This window comes from Pseudomonas sp. ACN8 (genome assembly GCF_002303925.1).
In the GTDB taxonomy this organism is placed as follows: domain Bacteria; phylum Pseudomonadota; class Gammaproteobacteria; order Pseudomonadales; family Pseudomonadaceae; genus Aquipseudomonas.
Genome location: NZ_MRCS01000039.1, coordinates 40,595 through 61,499 on the forward strand (window position 1 = coordinate 40,595; position 20,905 = coordinate 61,499).

General features: G+C 59.5%; 26 protein-coding genes and 1 tRNA gene. 14 read left to right on the forward strand and 13 right to left on the reverse strand.

The genetic code is table 11. The annotated features are described in order from the left end of the window. The first annotated feature begins 29 nt into the window (after positions 1-29). The 9 genes from BSF44_RS20925 to BSF44_RS20965 all read left to right on the forward strand — a co-directional run bounded on the left by BSF44_RS20925 (position 30) and on the right by BSF44_RS20965 (position 5,535). The gene (locus BSF44_RS20925; RefSeq protein ID WP_095945124.1) at positions 30-722 is read left to right on the forward strand and encodes a pseudouridine synthase; all 693 of its coding nucleotides are present in this window, start codon (positions 30-32) and stop codon (positions 720-722) included. Positions 723-1,035: 313 nt separating this feature from the next. Next, a complete protein-coding gene (locus BSF44_RS20930; RefSeq protein WP_046041531.1) occupies positions 1,036-1,920 on the forward strand; it encodes an alpha/beta fold hydrolase in 885 nt (294 codons plus the stop codon). Between the two features lie 180 nt (positions 1,921-2,100). Continuing rightward, positions 2,101-2,174, forward strand: a tRNA-Gly gene (locus tag BSF44_RS20935). Positions 2,175-2,426: 252 nt separating this feature from the next. Further along, entirely contained in the window at positions 2,427-2,729 is a 303-nt protein-coding gene (locus tag BSF44_RS20940) for a type II toxin-antitoxin system HigB family toxin (protein WP_095945125.1), read from the forward strand. Next, entirely contained in the window at positions 2,729-3,088 is a 360-nt protein-coding gene (locus BSF44_RS20945) for a type II toxin-antitoxin system HigA family antitoxin (RefSeq protein ID WP_095945126.1), read from the forward strand. The genes BSF44_RS20940 and BSF44_RS20945 overlap by 1 nt, the downstream gene beginning before the upstream one ends. Before the next feature lie 301 nt (positions 3,089-3,389). After that, positions 3,390-3,569, forward strand: coding sequence for a type II toxin-antitoxin system HicA family toxin (locus tag BSF44_RS20950; RefSeq protein ID WP_077184214.1), 180 nt, complete (start codon positions 3,390-3,392; stop codon positions 3,567-3,569). A 37-nt stretch (positions 3,570-3,606) separates the two neighbouring features. After that, a complete protein-coding gene (locus BSF44_RS20955) occupies positions 3,607-4,014 on the forward strand; it encodes a type II toxin-antitoxin system HicB family antitoxin (RefSeq protein WP_095945156.1) in 408 nt (135 codons plus the stop codon). A gap of 442 nt (positions 4,015-4,456) precedes the next feature. Then, entirely contained in the window at positions 4,457-4,726 is a 270-nt protein-coding gene (locus BSF44_RS20960) for a short-chain dehydrogenase (protein WP_095945127.1), read from the forward strand. An 80-nt stretch (positions 4,727-4,806) separates the two neighbouring features. Continuing rightward, positions 4,807-5,535 carry a bifunctional 2-polyprenyl-6-hydroxyphenol methylase/3-demethylubiquinol 3-O-methyltransferase UbiG gene (locus BSF44_RS20965; RefSeq protein WP_095945128.1) on the forward strand — a complete coding sequence of 243 codons (729 nt, stop codon included), beginning with the start codon at positions 4,807-4,809 and terminating at the stop codon, positions 5,533-5,535. Positions 5,536-5,575: 40 nt separating this feature from the next. Here the strand turns inward: BSF44_RS20965 and tam are convergent, their stop codons facing one another. Further along, a complete protein-coding gene (tam, locus tag BSF44_RS20970; protein ID WP_095945129.1) occupies positions 5,576-6,346 on the reverse strand; it encodes a trans-aconitate 2-methyltransferase in 771 nt (256 codons plus the stop codon). A 154-nt stretch (positions 6,347-6,500) separates the two neighbouring features. On the opposite strand from tam, the gene BSF44_RS20975 reads away from it, so the two are divergent. Then, positions 6,501-6,911: a low affinity iron permease family protein gene (locus BSF44_RS20975; RefSeq protein ID WP_095945130.1), complete on the forward strand. Its 411-nt coding sequence runs from the start codon at positions 6,501-6,503 to the stop codon at positions 6,909-6,911. Positions 6,912-6,966: 55 nt separating this feature from the next. Here the strand turns inward: BSF44_RS20975 and BSF44_RS20980 are convergent, their stop codons facing one another. The 5 genes from BSF44_RS20980 to BSF44_RS21000 form a co-directional block, all read right to left on the reverse strand. Next, on the reverse strand, positions 6,967-7,470 hold the full coding sequence (locus BSF44_RS20980; protein WP_095945131.1) for a DUF4142 domain-containing protein: 504 nt from the start codon (positions 7,468-7,470) through the stop codon (positions 6,967-6,969). A gap of 72 nt (positions 7,471-7,542) precedes the next feature. Next, positions 7,543-7,701, reverse strand: coding sequence for a KGG domain-containing protein (locus BSF44_RS20985; protein ID WP_095945132.1), 159 nt, complete (start codon positions 7,699-7,701; stop codon positions 7,543-7,545). A 118-nt stretch (positions 7,702-7,819) separates the two neighbouring features. Next, positions 7,820-9,166 (reverse strand): bifunctional diguanylate cyclase/phosphodiesterase, encoded by a 1,347-nt coding sequence (locus BSF44_RS20990; RefSeq protein ID WP_095945133.1) that lies wholly within the window; start codon positions 9,164-9,166, stop codon positions 7,820-7,822. Positions 9,167-9,245: 79 nt separating this feature from the next. Then, positions 9,246-9,884 carry a LysE family translocator gene (locus BSF44_RS20995; protein WP_095945134.1) on the reverse strand — a complete coding sequence of 213 codons (639 nt, stop codon included), beginning with the start codon at positions 9,882-9,884 and terminating at the stop codon, positions 9,246-9,248. A gap of 87 nt (positions 9,885-9,971) precedes the next feature. Then, positions 9,972-10,880, reverse strand: a complete 909-nt coding sequence (locus BSF44_RS21000; protein ID WP_095945135.1) for a LysR family transcriptional regulator — start codon at positions 10,878-10,880, stop codon at positions 9,972-9,974. A 77-nt stretch (positions 10,881-10,957) separates the two neighbouring features. On the opposite strand from BSF44_RS21000, the gene BSF44_RS21005 reads away from it, so the two are divergent. Further along, entirely contained in the window at positions 10,958-11,443 is a 486-nt protein-coding gene (locus BSF44_RS21005; RefSeq protein ID WP_095945136.1) for a DMT family transporter, read from the forward strand. 131 nt (positions 11,444-11,574) lie between these two features. Here BSF44_RS21005 and BSF44_RS21010 read toward each other — a convergent pair whose 3' ends face one another. From BSF44_RS21010 to BSF44_RS21025, 4 genes are all read right to left on the reverse strand, one after another. After that, positions 11,575-12,906, reverse strand: coding sequence for an MFS transporter (locus BSF44_RS21010; RefSeq protein WP_095945137.1), 1,332 nt, complete (start codon positions 12,904-12,906; stop codon positions 11,575-11,577). Positions 12,907-13,077: 171 nt separating this feature from the next. Beyond that, positions 13,078-14,004, reverse strand: a complete 927-nt coding sequence (locus tag BSF44_RS21015; protein WP_095945138.1) for a hydroxymethylglutaryl-CoA lyase — start codon at positions 14,002-14,004, stop codon at positions 13,078-13,080. Continuing rightward, positions 14,001-15,194 (reverse strand): CaiB/BaiF CoA-transferase family protein, encoded by a 1,194-nt coding sequence (locus BSF44_RS21020; protein WP_095945139.1) that lies wholly within the window; start codon positions 15,192-15,194, stop codon positions 14,001-14,003. The genes BSF44_RS21015 and BSF44_RS21020 overlap by 4 nt, the downstream gene beginning before the upstream one ends. A gap of 225 nt (positions 15,195-15,419) precedes the next feature. Continuing rightward, on the reverse strand, positions 15,420-16,328 hold the full coding sequence (locus BSF44_RS21025) for a LysR family transcriptional regulator (protein WP_095945140.1): 909 nt from the start codon (positions 16,326-16,328) through the stop codon (positions 15,420-15,422). Positions 16,329-16,459: 131 nt separating this feature from the next. Between BSF44_RS21025 and BSF44_RS21030 the strand changes: the two genes are divergently transcribed. Then, the gene (locus BSF44_RS21030) at positions 16,460-17,479 is read left to right on the forward strand and encodes a DUF4917 family protein (RefSeq protein ID WP_095945141.1); all 1,020 of its coding nucleotides are present in this window, start codon (positions 16,460-16,462) and stop codon (positions 17,477-17,479) included. 117 nt (positions 17,480-17,596) lie between these two features. Here BSF44_RS21030 and BSF44_RS21035 read toward each other — a convergent pair whose 3' ends face one another. After that, positions 17,597-18,139, reverse strand: coding sequence for a helix-turn-helix domain-containing protein (locus BSF44_RS21035; RefSeq protein WP_095945142.1), 543 nt, complete (start codon positions 18,137-18,139; stop codon positions 17,597-17,599). A gap of 159 nt (positions 18,140-18,298) precedes the next feature. Between BSF44_RS21035 and BSF44_RS21040 the strand changes: the two genes are divergently transcribed. Both BSF44_RS21040 and BSF44_RS21045 read left to right on the forward strand, forming a co-directional pair. Continuing rightward, entirely contained in the window at positions 18,299-19,081 is a 783-nt protein-coding gene (locus tag BSF44_RS21040) for an aldolase (protein WP_095945143.1), read from the forward strand. Positions 19,082-19,107: 26 nt separating this feature from the next. Continuing rightward, positions 19,108-19,995 carry a dihydrodipicolinate synthase family protein gene (locus tag BSF44_RS21045; protein ID WP_095945144.1) on the forward strand — a complete coding sequence of 296 codons (888 nt, stop codon included), beginning with the start codon at positions 19,108-19,110 and terminating at the stop codon, positions 19,993-19,995. 80 nt (positions 19,996-20,075) lie between these two features. Here BSF44_RS21045 and BSF44_RS21050 read toward each other — a convergent pair whose 3' ends face one another. Together BSF44_RS21050 and BSF44_RS21055 are read right to left on the reverse strand one after the other, a co-directional pair. Then, the gene (locus BSF44_RS21050; RefSeq protein WP_095945145.1) at positions 20,076-20,420 is read right to left on the reverse strand and encodes a YegP family protein; all 345 of its coding nucleotides are present in this window, start codon (positions 20,418-20,420) and stop codon (positions 20,076-20,078) included. 172 nt (positions 20,421-20,592) lie between these two features. Continuing rightward, positions 20,593-20,898: a ribbon-helix-helix domain-containing protein gene (locus tag BSF44_RS21055; protein WP_095945146.1), complete on the reverse strand. Its 306-nt coding sequence runs from the start codon at positions 20,896-20,898 to the stop codon at positions 20,593-20,595. Positions 20,899-20,905: the final 7 nt, after the last annotated feature.

The window sequence follows — 20,905 nt, forward strand, 5'->3', positions numbered from 1 at the left end:
GCGCCCCTTTCTTCACCGATCCTTAAGTCATGCGTGTCGACCGTTTCCTCAGCAACCTGCCGTGCTTCAACCGTAAGCAGGTACGCCTGTTGCTGGTGGAAAAACGCGTCAGGGTTGACGGAAAAATCGTCAGTGACCCCCACAGCGAAGTCCGCGAATTCAGCCGCGTCGAGGTCGACAATGACGTGCTGCAAGTCGGCAAACCCCTGCGCCACTTCATGTTGCACAAGCCCGCCGGATGCGTCAGCGCCACCCGGGATCCGCAGCACCCGACCGCGCTCGATCTGATCGATGAACCGGACAAGGACGAACTGCACATCGCCGGGCGCCTGGACTTCAACACCACGGGTTTGATGTTGATCACCAACGACGGCAGCTGGTCGCGGCGCCTGACCCAGCCGCAGACCAAACTGCCCAAGGTCTATTACGTTGAAACCGAACAGGACATCGGCCCCGAATACGCGATCAAATTCAACGAAGGGCTGTACTTCGCCTTCGAAGACCTCACCACGCAACCGGCCGGGCTAGAGTTGCTCGGGCCAAAATGCGCGCGCCTGAGTATCGTCGAAGGCCGCTATCACCAGGTCAAGCGCATGTTCGGCCACTTCAACAACAAGGTCATGCGCCTGCACCGCGAATGCATGGGGCCGCTGGTACTCGACGACGCGTTGAAACCGGGCGAATACCGCCCGCTGAGCGATGAAGAGATCGGCTCGATCTAAGCCAGCGACCGCTCAGCAGAAAGTTGTCGAACAATTTACCAATGGCACTTGCGCATTGATGTGACCCCTGCTTGAATCAGGACGTCGGCCGAAATGTGACCGACGAGTCACCACATACCTCTAAGAAACTTTTTGCCGGTAGGAGCCCAAGGGTTCCGGCCTCATCCGGCAGACTGCCCGCCAATAACAATACCCGTCGACCGGACTGCAATGGATCGACATGGGCCTCTCAAATTCCAGGCGTATGCCTACCTGTCACAAAGCTCGTGCAATCTCATTTGCGCGCATACCCGCTTGCCAGGAGTCTTATGACATGAGGCCAGAAATCGCTGTGTTGGATATACAGGGTCAGTATCGGGTTTACACGGAGTTCTATCGCGCAGACGCCGCAGAGAAGACCATTATTTTGGTCAACGGCTCGATGGCCACGACTGCGTCGTTTGCACAAACCGTGAAAAACCTCCATCCGCAGTTCAACGTCGTCTGCTACGACCAGCCCTACGCGGGCCGGTCAAAAGCCCACAACCTGCATGAAAAAATGCTCACCAAGGAAATCGAAGGGCAGATCCTGCTTGAGCTGATCGACCACTTCGCCGCCGAACACGTGCTGTCCTTTTCCTGGGGCGGTGCCGCGACCATGATGGCGTTGTCGCAACGGCCACGGCGCATCGAAAAAGCCGTGATCAGCTCGTTTTCCCCGGTGATCAACGCGCATATGCTCGACTACCTCGAGCGCGGCGTCGAACACCTCGGCAACCTGGACCGCGACCGGGTCGGACACCTGGTGAACGACACCATCGGCAAACACCTGCCGTCGTTGTTCAAGCGCTTCAACTATCGCCACGTCAGCTCCCTGGCCGAACATGAGTACGGGCAGATGCACTTCCACATCAGCGACGTGCTTCACAGCGACCGCCAGTGCTACCTGCACGCGGCGAAGAAGATCGACGTGCCGGTGCTGTTCCTAAACGGCGAATGGGACGAATACACCGCCGCCGACGACGCCCGGTTGTTCGCCGGCCACGTGCAACACAGCACGTTCAGCACCCTTCAGGCCACCGGCCACTTTCTCGACATGGAGCACAAAGCCGCCTGCCGAGACAGCCGCAACGCACTGATGGGCTTCCTTAAACCAGCGCAACTCGAAAGCCGACCGCGTTACCACAACGTCCAGGAACACCATGCATTGGCAAGCTGAAGTAGCGTCATCGCGAGCAAGCCCCGCCCTGCTGCGTTAAACGTATTCTGCAGGCGCGAGGCTTGCCCGCGATCGACCGTCATGCGGTCCGGGCTTTTTGTCACATCTGCGTTAAACCCGCTCCACGTAAAGAAAAACTTCAAATCCGCGGCCGTATCTGGTACAAAGTCACCGCTCTGAGCGGGTGTCGTATAATGGCATTACTCCAGCTTCCCAAGCTGATAACGAGGGTTCGATTCCCTTCACCCGCTCCAATCGAATTTTGATCTCACGTCAGGGTGGTTTTGACGGGGGATGTAGAGACAGAAAAAACCGGTCCAAGTGGCCGGTTTTTTTGTGTCCGGAATTTGGATTAGCGTCTCCAAACTCTGAAAATTAGCGTTTTGGCGCAAGAACCGGGTTTTGTTAACGTTTTACTTATCCCGATAAAGGATTTCCTCCACGGAATCAGAGATTGCATCTCTTCGAAACGAAGACTACCACCTCCCAAAACGGGAGGAAGTGCAGTGTGTGTGATTGCAAAAGGGACATTGCGGGAGTTCCGGGAAAGTAGCCCGGCTTATACTGACTCCGAAACACCACTGGTTGAATGGTATCGGCACATGGAGAAAGCCGTTTACGGCACGCCGCAAGAGGTTAAAGCGGAGCTGAGAACGGCCAGCATCCTCAAGGGTGGCAGGGTTGTATTCAACATCGGTGGCAATAAATACCGGGTAATCATGGCAATCGACTATCAGCGCCAGCTCGGTTTCATACGATTCGTTGGCACCCACACCCAGTACGATCAGATCAACGCGGAGACCGTGTGATGGACATTAAACCTATTCACAACCAAGAAGACCTGACCGCTGCATTTGCACGCGTGGAGCAATTGTGGGGAGCTGAAATGGGTTCGCCTGAGGGCGATGAGCTGGAAAATCTGGCGCTGCTCATCGAAAAGTACGAAGACGAGCATTACCCGATGCCGCCCTCCGATCCGATTGAGGCAATTAAATTTCGCATGGACCAGCAAGGCCTGACCCCTCGCGATCTGGAACCCTTCATTGGCACGAGCGGAAGGGTATCTGAGGTGCTGAACCGTAAACGTAAATTGAGCCTGTCGATGATCAAGCGCCTGCACGACGGGTTGCGGATTCCTTACGAAAGCTTGCTGGCGGGTGTTGCCTGATAACGTAGGCCTCCCCCAATTTCAACCTCACGTCAGGATGGTGGAGGGAGATGCAGAGATAGAAAAACCGGTTCAGGTACCGGTTTTTTTGTGCCTGAAATTTGGATCCCGTGTTCACGGCAAAACCTCGCAATACACAAAACAGATCAATTCAGGTTTGCCCCAAGCCCTTGCCAGAACACCCTTCTAGACTCGATTCCTATAGCGTTCCCGCCGGCCCCAGGAAGGATCCGGTGGTTATAGTGTTGATTAACAAATAGCAGTAGGTATAGTAACCACAAGCACACCACAGGGAGGTGATGTGAATAGCCGATTTTTGATAAGCCAACTCGTTGCGGACGGCTGGTATCTGGTACGAATCAGAGGTAGCCATCATCACTTCAAGCACCCGACCAAACCGGGGCTAGTGACAGTCCCTCACCCGAAGAAAGATCTGCTCAAGAAAACGGCCATCAGTATTTTGCAACAGGCGCTGCTCTAAGGAGCCCGATGCGCTAGGTCCGTGGAGGACAATGAACATGCTGTACCCAATTGCAATTTCAATGGGCGACGACCAACACGCCTGGGGTGTGGAAGTCCCCGACATTCCGGGCTGCTTTTCCGCTGGGGAAGACCTGGATGACGCGATGGCCATGGCGCGGGAAGCCATTGAAGGCCACTTCGAGATTCTGGCCGAAGACGGTTCGCCAATTCCCCCCGCCAATAAAGTGACCTTACATGCTGCCAACCCAAAGTATGCGGGGTGTGCGTGGGCGCTGGTGGACATCGACGTAACCAAATATCTGGGCAAGGCCCAGAAGCTGAACATCACGTTGCCTGGCTACCTCCTCAACCGGATTGATGAGTACGTACTGCATCACCCGGAAGAGAAAAGCCGTTCGGGTTTTCTGGCCTCGGCGGCACTCAAGGTCTTGCAACAGAGCTGAAAACCTTGCTTTCGACATGAATAAACCGGTCCCAAGTGGCCGGTTTTTTTGTGGGCGGGATTTGATAAAGGGCCCGTCGAAGTCAGTGCAAAGACCCACTTTTAAAGGCCCAACGGAGATCAACGCCAGAAAAAGCAACGTCCTACACGACACTGGGAAATGTCCGTACACTTGCGCATTGCTGTGCCTTTGTCATGAGACCTATAGTCCGACCACGCCAAAATGGCGTATCGGGTTTGGCGACTCGATGGCAAAGCATAGAAACCTCCGAGCTATCTCGGAGCGTTTCTGAACGCACTTGGCTACCTGTTTATGGTGGCTGTGCGTGGGAGACCTTTGGGTCTGCCGGTTTGCCTTGTCCCGGTTCGCCAACCTGCGTACAGCTGCCACCCATTGTTTGGCGACTCTGAGTGGTAGTTCACCTCAATTCAAGGAATCACTCATGAACGAATACATGGCTCTAACCAGCAACGCCGACGACCTCCCCTCCCTCTACGTCAACACCACCCAACCCCTGCACTCCCTGCTCAGCACCGCCAGCTACAGAATTCGCGCCGTGACGCAGCTTCTTGAAAACCTCGCAATGCGCGGCGACCTGACCTCTGACTCGGTTGTACTCAGTGACTTCGCATTGCTCTGCTGCGTGCCTTTGCGCGACGGTTGCGATGTGCTGGATGTAATCGCTCGACGCATGGATGCAGAGCCGTCCTGATGCCCCATGCCCGATCTTCCAGTGCTGGCTTGGTCCGGTACTATGTTCGGGCCTTTTCTTTCCGGGACATGGACTTTCACATGACTCAAAACATCTACGACGACCCTGAATTCTTCCAGGGCTACAGCCAGATGCCCCGTTCCATCAGCGGCCTCGATGCCGCACCGGAATGGCCTGCATTGAAGACCATGCTGCCGCCAATGCGGGGCCTGAAGGTGGTGGATCTCGGTTGCGGCTACGGCTGGTTTTGTCGCTGGGCCAGCGAGCAAGGCGCTGATAGCGTGCTCGGTCTGGATGTTTCGGAAAAGATGCTGGAGCAGGCGCGCAAGACCACATCCGCATCAAACATCCGTTATGAGCGCGCCGACCTGGAGCATCTCGATCTGCCCGCCGCCGGTTTCGATCTGGCCTACAGTTCCCTGGCGCTGCATTACATCAAGGACTTGCCTGGGCTGTTCGCCAGTGTCCACGCAGCGCTCAAGCCCGGCTCGCATTTCGTGTTTTCCATCGAACACCCGATCTTCATGGCGCCGCGTAACCCTGGCTGGATCATCGATGCCGAGGGCCGCAAGAGTTGGCCCGTGAATGGTTATCAGCTGGAAGGCGAGCGTGTGACCAACTGGCTCGCGGACGGTGTGATCAAGCAGCATCGCACCATTGGCACGTTGCTCAACACGCTGATTGGCGCAGGGTTCAGCATCCGGCACGTCAACGAATGGGGGCCGAGCGATGCCGAGGTGGCGGCGCAACCAGCCCTTGCCGAAGAGCGGGAGCGGCCAATGATGATGCTGGTCGGCGTTCAGCGTTGATGGATCAAAAAGGGACAGATCACGCCGTCCCTTTTTCCCGTCAGCGGGTCGCGACGATAAACAGTCGCGGAAACGGCAACAGCACCGAACCATCGGCCAGGGCCGGATACGCCCGCTCAATAGCAGTCTGATATTGGTTCAGATACTGCGCCCGTTCCGCCTCGTCCAGCGGTTCGAGAAACGGCCGCAGGCCACTACCCTTGAACCACTCCACCACGCCAGACGCACCGCCCGCGAGCGGATGATGGTAAGTGGTGCGCCACACATCGACGCGGGTGCAACAGGCTTTGAGTATCGAGTAATAAGCGCTGGCATCGGCCATTTCGGTCCGCAGCCCGGCGGTGCCTGCCAGTTTGCCGACCCATGGGCCATCAGCGGCGACTTCGCGCATCAAGCGGTGCGAGTGCTCATTCAGGTTGTCAGGCATCTGGATAGCCAGGCTGCCACTCGGCGCCAGTTTGCTAACCAGCGAGGGTAGCAACGTCGCGTGATCAGGCACCCACTGCAACACCGCGTTGGCGAAAATCACATCGAACGGGCCACTGTCATTCCAGGTGTCGATGTCGGCGATGTCGAACTGCACCTGCGGCAGGCGCTTGCGAGCGGCTTCGATCATGTCGCTGGAACTGTCCAGCCCACACACCTTGGCATTGGCAAAGCGCTCCACCAGCAACTCGGTGGAGTTGCCGGGCCCACAACCGATATCGATGGCCAAGCGCACGTCCCCGGCGGGGATGGCCGCCAGCAGGTCACGGGCGGGACGGGTGCGTTCATCTTCAAAAGCGACGTACTGTTTGGCGGACCAACTCATTGTGTTCTCCTGTCGGTACGTTGTCCTCGGGACGCTACGATACCGCGATGAACACCGCTAAAGGTTTCAGAGAATCACCTTTTCGAACATTTCGAATTTTCATCCCAACGCCACTGTCTGAAAAATCAGGCGCCCCCTCAAAAGGAACTCGGTCATGAAATTCGCAAAAATCGCGCAGAAACTCGCCCTCTGGGCCGGTAGCCCCAAGACGTTCATGAGCGCGTTGATCCTGATTTTCCTGTGGGGGTTGAGTGGACCGATTTTTCATTTCAACGATACGTGGCAGCTGATCATCAATACCTCGACCACCATCATCACGTTCCTGATGGTGTTCCTGATCCAGAACACGCAGAACCGCGACACCGACATCCTGCATTTGAAAGTCGACGAGTTGTTGCGGGTGACCAAGGAGGCGCAAAAGGCCATGCTCGGGCTTGAGGCGTTGGACCTCAAGCAGCTGGAGGCGCTGCGCAGGCATTACCGCGCCATGGGCGAGAACCAGGTGTTCGACCTCGATGGCCTGAACCCAACGCATAATCCCAAGCCGCATCTGGATCAGTGCTGATCAGAAAAACGGCGCGTGACTGAAGCCCCGCGCCGTTTGTGCTCAAACTTTTCGCTTAACTTTTGGCCTGCAACGCCTTGGCCATTTCCAGGTGATTTTGCAATTTAGGCAGGGTTTCTTCGGCGAATGCCTTGATTTGCGGTACGTCGGTGGTCTGCGCCTCCTGCTGCAACTGATCGATGGCTTCCTGGGTGGTCTTCACCTGACTGGCGGTATAGGCCTCGTCGTAGGTCGCCCCATCCATGACTTGTGGCATCAGGGCTTTGGCCTTTTCGACAATTTCTTCGCGGGGGGCGACCGGTATATCCAGTTGCCTGGCGATTTTCGCCAGGTGCTGGTTCGCCGTGGTGCGGTCGTTGATGACGATAATGGTGTAGTCCTTGACCTCTTTGGATTCGGCTTTCTGATGCGCCAAGCGACTCGTTTCAATATCGGCAATACCTTTTGCCGAGGCCTCGTCGATGAATTCGGCAGTCGACTGGGCAAAGACGCCGCTGGCAAACAGGCCCAGTAACGTGGCAAGACTGGTCTTACATAATCGGGTGGCCATCCGGTTCATGGTCGCGCCCTCCTCGTTAAATTCAAACGGGAGCTTTCGCCCCCGCCTCTCAATCAAAACCACCTGCATCCTTTAGCGGGATTTCTGACCGCCCTTGCGGCCCATGTCGGGTTTCGCCGGGTCTTTTTCGACGGTCGTAGTGGTGGTTTTCCCACCCTTGCGACCGGCTTCAGAAGCCTTCGTTCGATCGTTGGCGAAGTTCCCCGAGTTCGAGTTTCTTGAATTAGGCATGATTCTCTTCCTCTTGGTGGTAGTCGCGGCGAGCTGTAGCCCGCATAGAATCTGAATTTGCGCGCCCCAAAAGGTTTAGAAAATTACCTGGCTGCCACGACGAACGGTGCGCGGTTTTTCAGACCAGTCGCAGGTGATGTTCGCGTTTGGCGCAGTACATCGCCTCGTCGGCATGCCGAAACAATTGCTTCTCTTCAGTACCGTGATCGGGGTATCGAGCGACGCCGATACTTGGATGGATGTTCAGGCTGTGCCCGTCCAGCCGCAGAGGCTGGGCCAGGACCTGACGGACTTTCTCGACCACGATGTCGGTATCGTCCGCCGCATGAATGCTGTGCAGCAACACCACGAATTCATCGCCGCCGATGCGGGCCACGGTGTCGGTTTCCCGCACGCAACCCTTGAGTCGGTTGGCCACCGCTTGCAGCAGCATGTCGCCGACCGCGTGGCCATGGGTATCGTTGACTTGCTTGAAGCGGTCGAGGTCGACGTACAACAGCGCCATGCGCCCGTCGTCCTCCCGGGCCACTTGCAGTGACGCCTTGAGCCGGTCGCGCAGCAGCTCGCGGTTGGGTAACTGGGTCAGTTGGTCGTACTGGGCCATGTATTGCAGGCGGGCGTGCAATTGCTTGCGCTCAATGGCGGTCGCGACCTGGGCGCAGACGTATTGCAGCAGTTCTTTGTCCTGCTCGGTGTAGCGCTCGCCGCCCGGAATGCTTTTGACGATCAACGCGCCGATGGTGCCGTTCTGCGAGTTCAGCGGCACACCCAGCCAACAGGGTGCGTTCTGCCCGGTCGGCAGCACTTCGAAGCCAACGGGAGGTGGGTGCTGGTCCGGAGTCAACAGGATCGGCTGCCCCGTGCGGATCACTTCGGCGCACAGGCGCCCGGTCATGGTTCCGGGCTGCTCGGGCTGTGGCTCATGGTCATCGACGTGATAAGGGAAATTCAACTGCGCGCAGCGCTCGTCGTACAGCGCCACGGAAAAATTCAGTGCCGGCAGCCATTCGCCGATGATCATGTGGATGCGTTTGAACAACGCCAGCAGATCCTCTGCCGCATGGGCCGCCTCAGAAATCGCATACAACGCGGCCTGCCGGGATTCGGCCTGCTTGCGTTCGGTGATGTCGCGAGCCACCGCGATGCGCAACTGATCGTCCTCGGACCAACGTGCCGACCAGAGGATGTGCACCACGCTGCCATCCTTGCGCAGGTAGCGGTTTTCGAAGTTGAGCTTGGGCTCGCCGCCCATGATTTCCCGAGCGGCGTCGAGGGTGCGCTGGCGATCGCCCGGGTGCACCATGTCGATCATCGCCTCGCCGATCATCTCTTCGGCGCTGTAGCCGAAAATACGGTCGCACGCCGCGCTGACAAAGACGAAGCGGCCCTGCTTATCCACCGCACAGACGGCGTCCAGCAACAAATCGATATAGCTCGCCAGCGGCGCGGAATTCCGGTTTTCCATGGTTCAGCGTGGGTGTCCCGATAATGCAGCGCTCATCAATCATCCCTGCCCTGCCAGCCTTGCGTCCTTGTGATCACGTTCAAGCCTTGTTCGGCATCAGCCCCGGCAACGCATGTACCAGCGCGTTGATGGCGAAACCGATGAACATCACCCCGCACAACCGGGTGATTGCCAGTTCATGACGCTGGTACAGGCTGCGCACCCGCCGCGCACCGACAACGCCAATGAGAATAGCGTAGGCGAGCAAACCGCCGACGAAACTCAGGGCGATCAGCGCCGGCAGCATCGACCAGTTGAGCAGTTCCGCGCGGCTCGACAGCAGTGCCGTGAACGTCGCCACCGCCACCGGATAGGCCTTGGGGTTGGTCAGACCAAACAGAATGCCGTGCCAGAACGGCTGCCGCGCCGGGCCCTGTGGCGCATCAGCGCTGCTGCGACGGGCGCGCACCGCACGCCAGCCGAGCCAGAACAGGTACAGTCCGCTGAGCACTCCGAGCACGTCGAACGCGGTACTGCCGATCTCCCGCGCACCGACAATCGCGATCAGCGCCGTGCTGCACCACATCACATCGCCGAGCAAATGCCCGCACAGAAACCCCGCCCCGGCCCGTCGCCCATGGGCCGCGCCAATGCCGAAAACCGCCAGCACACCCGGTCCCGGGGTGATGCCGTAGATAAAACCCGAGGCAAGCACGGCCATTAGCAAGGATGGGGTCATGGGGAGTCCTTTTGAACTGCCTGGTGAATGGTGGCCAGTCTATATCAGGTCTTCAGCTGTCGACTGCCTGATCGCGACAGAAATTCTTCAGCGGTGGGTCCCCTGCACGATCCGTTCATTCAACCAGTTCAACGCCTGATCTCCGCCCCGACGCTTGTGCCAGACCAGCACAAAGGTGAACGACGGGATGTGAAATGGCGGCGGGACGACAATCAGTGATTGCTCATCGATATCGCGCAAGCCTCGCGACGCGACAGTGAGGATCAGGTCGGTTCCACTGATGAATTCCGGGGCGACGCGCCAGTGCGGCAGGCTGACAGCCACACGACGACGTTCGCGCAATGCAGTCAGGGCGCGCTCGATTTCCGGGGTGCCGCTGCCGCGCATCTCCAGCAGGACGTGAGGTCGTGCCAGGTAGGTGGGCAGGTCGAGCACACCATCGGCGGGCAGGCTGTCGCCGTCCACCAGGCAGGCATAGTGCTCTTCGAACAGCGGAGTGCTGCGCAATTCATTGGGCATTTCCGGGAATACACCGGCGGCGACATCAATGTCACCGTTGAGCACCCCTTCGAGCATGCTTTCGCGGCTGCCATGGCTGATTTGCAGGTCGATGCCCGGCGCTTCACGGCGCAAGGTCCGGATCAGTCCCGGCAGGACAATGGCTGCGCCGTAGTCGGACATCGCCAGGCGAAAGGTCCGCTGGGTGGTCGCAGGATCGAAGGCGTTCGGCGCCAGCAGCGCTTGCACCTGGGCCAGGGCTTCGGCCAGCGGCGCCACCAGCTCCAGCGCTCGCGGAGTTGGTACAAGGCCGGCACCAGCGCGCACCAGCAGCGGATCGCCAAGCAGGTCACGCAACCGCGCCAGCGCATGACTAACCGCTGGCTGACTCAAGTGCAGACGCTCGGCCGCCCGGGTCACGTGTTGCTCGCTGAGCAAAGCGTCGAGGATCACCAGCAAGTTGAGGTCGATACGTCGAAGATCATTCATCTGCTGCATGTTCTGGATAACAAAACGGAATTTAAATCTGCGCGACGAATACCCTAGAGTCCAGCAAAACCTGTTGGAGATCGATCATGAGTACGTTGCATTGGGCCGGTCTGATAGGGCTGGCGATGATCGCCGGGGCGGTGGTGCCGTTTCAAAGCGCAATCAACGTCAACCTCGGGCGCGGGTTGGGCCATCCGTTGTGGGCAACACTGGCATCGTTGGTGGTGAGCGTTCTGGTGTTGTTGCCGATCATGCTGGCGCTGCGTTTACCCCTGCCCTCGCTGGCGTTTATCAGCAAGGCATCACTGTGGATGTGGACCGGTGGCGCATTTGGGGTGTGTTTTATTTCGCTGGCGCTGGTGCTACTGCCCAAGCTGGGGGCTTCGGGGTTCATGGCATTGGCGTTGGCGGGGCAAGTGGTGGCTTCACTGTTACTTGACCACTTTGGCTGGTTCGGGTTGGCGGAGCGGCAGGTGACATTGCCCAAGGTGTTCGGGGCGGTGTTGTTGATTGCAGGGGTGGTGTTGATTCAATTCGGTGCCACACCGAGCAAAACTTTGGTGACGGGGTAAGGCGACAGTGCTGTGGTGCTCGCGATGGCGTCAGCGTTGTCACCACAGACTTCAGACCATTGATCACAGCCTTCGCCAGCCCCGGCACGGATGCGTGGTCCGTGCAGGGACCGGCGTAGCCTGCGAACCGTTTAGAACTTATCCAGCGTGCGCAACTTCTGCGGCAACCCCCATAGCAACAGCGCCACCGCGATCAGCGCACACACACCAATGACATACAGCGCCGGCGTGGTGCTGCCGGTCAGGTCCTTGATCCGGCCGACCATCACCGGGCTGACGATGCCGCCGAACTGGCCCAGGGTGTTGATCACCGCGATCCCGCCGGCAGCGCCCGCGCCGGCACCGGCCAGCAGTTTTGGCGGCAGGGTCCAGAAGCTCGGGATGGAGGCGATGATCCCGGCACCGAGCAGGCCCAACGCGACAATCAGGAAGGTCGTGTGACTGGCGAAGATCCCCGCGCTGAAGAACCCGACCGCACCAACCGCCACCAGACCGGCGACAAACTTGCGTCGCTCGCCAGTAGCATCGGACAGGCGTCCGATCACCACCATGCTGATGGCACCGCAGATATAAGGGATGGCTGTCAGCAAGCCGATCATCACCGGACTCTCGGTCCCTGCGCTACGGATCAGTTGCGGTGCCCAGAAATTCAAGCCGTAGGACGCCACCTGAATCAGGAAATAGATCAGGCCCAAGGTCAGGAAACCCGGAATCCTAAGTGCGGCGAGCAGCGAACCACCGCTCTTGTGCGGTTCATGTTGAGCAATGCGGCTGGCCAGCAGGGTCTTCTCCGAGGGCGTCAGCCAATGGGCGTCTTCGATGCGGTCCTTGAGCAGGGTCAGCACCAACAAGCCAAGGCCGATGCACGGCACGCCACCGAGCAGGAACAGCCAGTGCCAGCCACGCATTTGCAGCACGCCGTCGAGGTGTTGCAGCACAAGGCCGGAGAACGGCGCGCCCACCAGGCCGGCGAACGCCGACGCCAGGAACAGCATCGAGGTGATGCGCCCGCGATAGTGCTGCGGGAACCACAACGTCAGGTAATACAGCACGCCCGGGGCAAAACCCGCCTCCATCGCACCGATCACGAAGCGCAGCACGTAGAACTGCCATTCGCTGTTGACGAACACCATGGCCGCCGTGGCCAGGCCCCAGGACATCATGATCCGGGCGATCCAGCGCCGGGCGCCGACCTTGTACAGCATCATGTTGCCGGGCACTTCGAAAATCACATAACCGACCACGAACAACCCGGCACCCAGGCCGTAAGCGGTGTCGCTCAGACTCAGGTCGGCCTGCAGCTGAAACTTGGCGAAGCTGATGTTGATGCGGTCGAAAAAGGCGAACAGGTAGCAGACCATGATCAGCGGCATCAGGCGCCAGGCGACTTTGCTGACCAGGGCTTTTTCTTCGTCGTGGCTAACGGCCGGGCTCGCGCCGGCCTCCAGTGCATTAAGGCTCATTGCAGTTCTCCAGGCGGACTTCCCGTAGGTGTCCGATTGTTTTTGTTGTCTGGTTAAGGTGCTTTTTTACTGTAGGAGCGAGCCTGCTCGCGATGACTGAGTCACATCCAACATTGATGTCGACTGACACACCGCTATCGCGAGCAGGCTCGCTCCTACAGGGGGTTGGTGTCAGGTAGGGATCGGGTGCAGGTCACAATTACGCCCGGCCTTGGCCAGTTGTCCGGGCACTTCATGGCCGAGCAGCGCCGGCAGTCCTCGGGACAGTTTCAGTAGCAGCGGCAGATCGATACCGGTGTGGATGCCGACTTCATCGCACAGGTTCAGCAGATCCTCGGTGCAGATGTTTCCCGACGCACCCGGCGCAAACGGGCAGCCGCCGACGCCGCCGAGGGCCGCGTCGAAACGTCGGGCGCCAGCCTCGTAAGCGGCCAGCACGTTGCACAGGCCAAGGCCGCGAGTGTTGTGAAAGTGCAGGGTCAGGTCCGCCGCGGACACACGCTGCAGCACCCGGCGCACCAGTCGGTCGACCTGACGCGGATTGGCCATGCCGGTGGTATCGGCCAGGGTGATGCCCTGGATGCCGAGTTCCTGATAGGCCTCGACGATTTGCACCACGCGGTCCTCATCGATCTTGCCTTCGAACGGGCAGCCGAAGGTGGTGGCGATACTGCCGTTGAGTCGCACGGAACTGTCGCCAGCGAACTGCACAATCTCGCCGAACGCGGCCAATGAATCTTCACAGCGCATGCGCATGTTCGCCAGGTTGTGGGTCTGGCTGGCGGACATCACCAGGTTCAGTTCATCGGCACGGCATGCCAGCGCCCGTTGCGCGCCCTTGAGGTTGGGAATCAACGCGACGTAGATCACCCCCGGTTGCCGGGTGATGCCCTTGAACACCAGTTCGCCATCGCGCAGTGCCGGAATGGCCTTGGGCGACACGAACGAACCGGCTTCGATGCGGCTGAATCCGGCCTGCGACAATTGATCGATCAGAGCAATCTTGTCGTGGGTTTCAACCCAGGTCGGCTCGATTTGCAAACCGTCGCGCGGGGACACTTCCTGCACGATCAGGCTGTCGGAATAATCGGTGATCATTGCACTACTCCTTCGACTTTCAGGCGTTCGATGTCCATCGCGGTCAGGCCCAATTGCGCGAGGATGCCGTCGGTGTGCTGGCCCAGTCCGGGGCCGGACCAGTTCACGCCGCCAGGGGTTTGCGAGAGTTTCGGCACGATGCCCGGCATCTTCACCGTGGCGCCACCGGGCAGTTCGGCATTGAGCAGCATGTCCCGCGCCTGATAGTGCGGATCGGCGACGATGTCGGCCACCGAGTAGATGCGCCCGGCCGGGACTTCGGCGGCTTCCAGGGCGACCAGTACCTCATCGATCGGCAGGCTGCTGGTCCAGTGGGTAATGGCGGCGTCGAGCACATTGCTTTTGGCTGCACGCCCGTCGTTGTGGGCGAACTCCGGCGCTTCGGCCAGATCGGCGCGGCCGATGGTTTGCATCAGACGCCTGTAGATCGGATCGCTGTTGCCGGCAATCACCACGTAGGCGCCATCGGCGGTCAGATAGGTGTTGGACGGCGCGATGCCCGGCAAGGCGCCGCCGCTGCGTTCGCGCACATGGCCAAGCATGTCGTATTCCGGCACCAGGCTCTCCATGACGTTGAATACGCTTTCGGCCAGGGACACATCGACGATTTGCCCGCCACCCTGCCCGGTCTTGACCCTGAGTAGCGACATCAGCGCACCGATCACCGCATGCAGCGACGCCAGGGAATCGCCGAGGCTCACGCCGACCCGCGCCGGCGGCGAACCGGGGGTGCCGGTGGTGTAGCGAATCCCGCCCATGGCTTCGCCTATGGCACCGAAACCCGGGCGATCACGGTATGGGCCGGTCTGGCCGTAACCGGAAATCCGCACCAGCGTCAGATTGGGATTGAGCGCGTGCAACACGTCCCAACCGAGGCCCAGTTTCTCCAGGGCGCCGGGGCGCAGGTTTTCGATCAGCACATCGGCACTGGTCGCCAGTTGCTTGACCAGTTCGATGCCTTCGGGGGATTTGAGGTTCAGCGCCAGGGACTTCTTGTTGCGCGATTGCAGGTACCACCACAGCGAGGTGCCTTCGTGCAGCTTGCGCCATTTGCGCAGGGGATCGCCCTGGCCCATGGCTTCGATCTTGATCACCTCGGCGCCGAACTCGGCCAGCATGCGCGCCGCAAACGGCGCGGCGATCAGCGTGCCGATCTCGATCACTTTGATCGCACTCAAGGGGGCAGTCATCGCGGGGTACCTCTTGTTCTTGGAATATGCGCCAAGGCTAGAGGACAGGGGGCTCGGGAATCCAACCTTCAGTTGGCAACGGGCGTTCGCGAAATGCGAACGCTCGGGGAGATTGTCGTGGCCTCAGGTCAGTCATCGCGAGCAAGCTCGCTCCCACAGGGGAACGCATTCCAATGTGGGAGCGAGCCTGCGCGCGATGAGGCCGGTGCATTCAGCCGAGAACTGTCAGACATGACCCCGCAAATGCTCAAACAACATCCGGCTCACCGGCGACAGCAACGCCTCATCGCGCACCACCAGAATCAACGCCCGATCCGACCACTCGTCCGTCAACGGCACCGCGTGCAACCCCAGCGCCCGGCCAAACAGCTCATAGGCGCGCTGCGGAAGGATGCCAATCCCCATGTTGGCCTGGACCATGCGGCACATGGCATCGAACCCTGGCACATGAATGCGCACCCGCAACACCTTGCCGGCCTCACGGGCTGCGGCGTGGGTGCGCATGTTGATCGAACTGGCGGCATGCAACCCAACGTAATCGCTGCCCAGCGTATCGGCGAACGCCACGCTCGACCGGCTCGCCAATGGATGGTGCGGCGGCATTAACACCATCAGTTTGTCCCGGCGATACAGCACGCTGTGCAGGCCCTTGATGTCACTGTCGATGGAACAGATCCCGAAGTCGGCCACCCCGTCGAGCACGCCCTGAATCACCCCGGCGCTGGGGCGTTCTTCGAGGTCGGTCTTGACCTGTGGGTGACGCTCGGAAAAATCCCGCAGGTCCTCGGGCAAAAACTGAATGATCGCCGACAGGTTGGCGAGCATCCGCACATAGCCGCGCACACCGTGACTGTGCTCCCCCAGTTCAAGCCCCATTTTCTCGACGTTGAACAACATTTGCCGGGCATGGTGCAGCAGGGTTTCACCGGCCGGCGTCAGGGACATGCCCTTGGCCTGGCGCACGAACAGGCTGATGCCCAGCGCCTCCTCCAGCTCCATCAAGCGCTTGCTCGCCGCCGAAACTGCAATCGCTTCGCGCGAGGCGGCACGGGTCAGCGTGCCTTCTTCATGCACAGCGACGAACAGTTGCAGGGTGATCAGGTCGAGACGGCGGATCAGGCTTTTTTGCAGCATCGGGTACTCGGCGAAGTCGGCTCAGGCGAAGTCGCAGCATAGCGTTCTTCGCCCACGTCGTGCCGTGGTCCGGTCACCGCTCGTGATAAAGTCGCCGCCCACAGACCTTTTGCCGTGAGACGAAGACCGCAATGACCGATTTCCAGGATGTCGATGCTCAACTTGAAGACTGGAACGCCTTGCGCAGCACTGCTTCGTTCAGTGGGTTGCTGGTGGGCAACGGTGCCAGTCGCGCGGTGTGGGACGATTTTGGCTACGAGTCGCTGTTCGACAACGCCCGCACCGTTGAAGAAAAACCCCTGAGCCCGTCCGAGCTGAGCGTGTTCGATGCGCTGCAGACCCGCAGTTTCGAGCAGGTACTGAGCGCCTTGAAAACCACCAGCCGGGTCAACAAGGCCCTGGCTGTCAGCTCTGCCGCCCCGCGCAACCGCTACTATGCGATCAAGGAAGCGCTGATCAATACCGTGCATGCGGCGCATATCCCATGGCGACTGGTGGTGCCTTCGACGCTGGCATCCATCAACCAGGAACTGGCGAGCTATCGCACGGTGTTCACCACCAATTACGACTTGCTCAACTATTGGGCAGTGCAACACCAGCCTGAGGCGATCACCGATCTGTTCCAGGGCACCGAGCCCGGTTTCGACCTGAGCGACACGGCCACCGATAAAACCCGTTTGCTGTACCTGCACGGCGGTCTGCATCTGGTGCGCAACCAGGACGGTACGGCGCGCAAGCTGATGTCGACCGAGGGCACGTTGCTGGGCAGTTTCGCCATCAACAACACGATCAAGACCCTCGACGACGTGCCGCTGTTCGTCAACGAAGGGCCGAGTGCGGACAAGCTCAAGACCATTCGCAGTTCGGACTATCTGTCGTTCTGCTACGAGCAATTACTCGGTCACGGCCAGGCGCTGTGCATCTTCGGCCATGCGTTGGGGGAACAGGACAGCCACATCATCCATGCCTTGCGCCTGGCGAAACCACAGGTGGTGGCGATCTCGATTTACCCGCGCAGCAAGGCGTTCATCCAGCACCAGAAGCGGCATTACGCAAAGGTGTTTGAGGGGACGGGGGTTGAGTTGCGGTTTTTTGATTCCAAGAGCCATGCGTTAGGTGGCACGAAGCTCACGGTTCCTGTCGAGGTTTAGCGGCGACGCGGCTGACGCTATCGCGAGCAGGCTCGCTCCCACAGTGACCGGGTTTCTACAGGAGAAATGCAGTCAAATGTGGGAGCGAGCCTGCTCGCGATGCTTTTGGCAGTCGACTCACTCTTCGCTGCTGTGCACCACCACCAGCAACTGCGCCTGCACCTCGCCCACCGAACGAATCCGGTGCGGCTTCTGCGCATTGAAGTGCAACGCATCGCCACGTTCGAGCAGCACGCGCTCGTTCATGAAGTCCACTTCCACACGCCCTTCATGGACAAACAGAAACTCCTCGCCCAAATGCTCCTTGAAGGTCTTGTCGGCGAATTCGGCCGGCGGGTAAATGATGAACGGCAACAGGCTGCGTTCGCTGACCTGATGGGCCAGCACCGCATAACCCGAATTGCTGTCACTGGCACCCAAAGGTTGCCGCTCGTGGCTGCGCACCAGGCTGTAGCTGTCGAGGCTGACGTTGTCTTCAGAGAACAACTCTTCGACCTTCACGTTCAGCGCCTTGGCCAGTTTCAACGCCGCCGCAATCGATGGCGTATTCAACCCCCGTTCGACTTTCGACAGGTAACTCTTGGTCATGCCGGATTTTTCGGCCAGGGCTTCCAAGGTCACGCCAAGTTTTTTTCTGAGTAATTTCAAACGGATAGACATGTAGAGCGATTAATCCATCAAGGAGGCAGCGATTTGTCCTTGCCAATGACACAAGGTGTCATATAGCCTCTTTAGTGTCATTTGCACTCATCGACGACTTTGCGAGGAACCGATGAGCGGCAAACCCGACGTCCATTGAATCACCCAAAGGACACCGATATGGCCAAGACATTAGCACTGCCCAAAGAGCAACTGGTCAAGCAAGCGCTGAGCCAAATGCAAAATACCCTGGCGGATAATACGTGGACTGCCCGACAAAAGCTGGCCCTGACCTGCCGTGTCCTGTTCGAGCACGGTCACGACTCCGGCCTTGCCGGGCAAATCACCGCCCGTGGTCCGCAACCTGGCACTTACTACACTCAGCAACTGGGCCTGGGTTTCGACGAAATCATCGCGAGCAACCTGCTGCTGGTCAACGAAGACCTGGAGGTGCTCGAGGGCCACGGCATGCCCAACCCGGCCAATCGTTTTCACAGTTGGGTGTACCGCGCCCGCCCGGATGTGAACTGCATCATTCACACCCATCCGACACACGTTGCGGCCTTGTCGATGCTGGAGGTGCCGCTGCAGATTTCCCACATGGACCTTTGCCCGCTCTACGACGATTGTGCGTTTCTTGAAGGCTGGCCGGGTGTGCCGGTGGGTAATGAAGAAGGCGAGTTGATTGCCGGGGCGCTGGGCGACAAACGGGCGATCCTGCTTTCCCACCATGGCCAATTGTCCACCGGCAGCACCATCGAGCAAGCCTGTGTCATCGCGCAACTGATCGAACGCGCCGCGAAGCTGCAATTGCTGGCGATGAGCGCCGGGAACATCAAACCGATCATCCCCGAACTGGGGCGCGAAGCCCATGACTGGATTGCCCGGCCGAAACGCCACGCCGCCGCTTTCAACTACTACACCCGGCAGATCCTGCGCCAACACGCCGATTGCCTGAACTGAACCCATTGATAGAACGGAGAGACGCCATGTCCACCGCAAACATTCACGGCATCATCGGCTACACCATCACGCCTTTTACCGCCAATGGCGAAGACATCGACCTGGACGCCCTCGGGCGCGCCATCGATCGACTGATCGAGGGCGGCGTGCACGCCATCGCCCCGCTGGGCAGCACCGGTGAAGGTGCCTACCTGAGCGACGCGGAGTGGGATCAGGTCAGCGAGTTCAGCATCAGGCACGTGGCCAAACGCGTGCCGACCGTCGTCAGCGTGTCCGACCTGACCACCGCTAAAGCGGTGCGTCGCGCGCGTTTCGCCGAAGCCCATGGCGCCGATGTGGTGATGGTGCTGCCGACGTCCTACTGGAAACTCAGCGAAGCGGAAATCCTCGCCCATTACCGCGCCATCGGCGACAGCATCGGCGTACCGATCATGCTCTACAACAACCCGGCCACCAGCGGCACCGACATGTCGGTGGACTTGATCCTGCGTATCGTCAAGGCCGTGGAAAACGTGACCATGGTCAAGGAGAGCACCGGCGACATCCAGCGCATGCACCAACTGCAACGCCTCGGCGAAGGCCAGGTGCCGTTCTACAACGGCTGCAACCCGTTGGCCCTGGAAGCCTTTGCCGCTGGCGCAAAAGGCTGGTGCACCGCTGCGCCGAACCTGATCCCGCAGCTCAACCTGGACTTGTACGAAGCGGTGCTGGCCAACGATTTGCGCAAGGCACGCGAGCTGTTCTATCGCCAGTTGCCGCTGCTGGATTTCATACTCAAGGGTGGCTTGCCGGCGACGATCAAGGCGGGCTTGCGGGCGACGGGGCTGGAGGCGGGGGATCCGCGGCTGCCGGTGTTTGCGTTGGGTGAAGCGGGTTGTGCTCAGTTGCAAGATCTATTGAAGACCCTGCGCTGATCTTCAGCCGTACATAAAACCACTGTGGGAGCGAGCTTGCTCGCTCCCACAGGGATACTCAGTGAAGTTGAAACAGTGATTCAAAGCACCGGCAACGTCTTGTCCTTGACCACCTTGGACGAGCCGTTGGCCTTCACGCTGGCAATGCCTTTCTCCATGGCGGCATCAGAGGAATAGGCTTCGCTGCTGCCGATGATCTCGTGGTTGCCCGCCTTGAGGTTGAAATACGGGTGGCCATCCTTGGTGCTTTTCTTCTCGTAACGCTCATCCAGCTGGCTGTTGGCCTGGACCGAGGCGATGCCTTTGTCGGCGGCGGCGTGGGTGGTGTACAGCTCGCTGGTCAGAATGGTCTCGGCGTTGGCCGCCTTGAGGACAAACCTGAACTGGCCACTGCTGCTTTTGCTCACTTCATACCATCCGGACATGCTCTTTCTCCTTGGCGATTGAGAGGTTGCGCGCTTCACAGTAAAGACCAAGCCGGGATTTCTGTCGCCTGCACCATCGCCATCGCGAGCAAGCTCGCTCCCACAGTAGATTTGTGTACACCAGATCATTGTGGGAGCGAGCCTGCTCGCGATGGAGTCGACACGATCTTCCTTACTTCGCCGCAGCCCGCACCACCGACAACTCCGGCGCCGACGTGCGCCGCTGGCTCAGATACCGCGTACAACTCACCCTCAGGAACGAAGCGAAATTGACCACCTCGCCGCGGTAGTCCATCACCTCTTCATACAGCTTGGCGATCAACTGATTGGTGGTCATGCCATCGACCTCGGCGATTTCACTGAGGATGTCCCAGAACTGATTCTCCAGCCGCAGGGTGGTGACCACCCCGCAGATGCGCAGCGAGCGGGAGCGCGATTCGTAGAGTATCGGGTCGGCTTTGACATACAGCTCGCACATGGACATG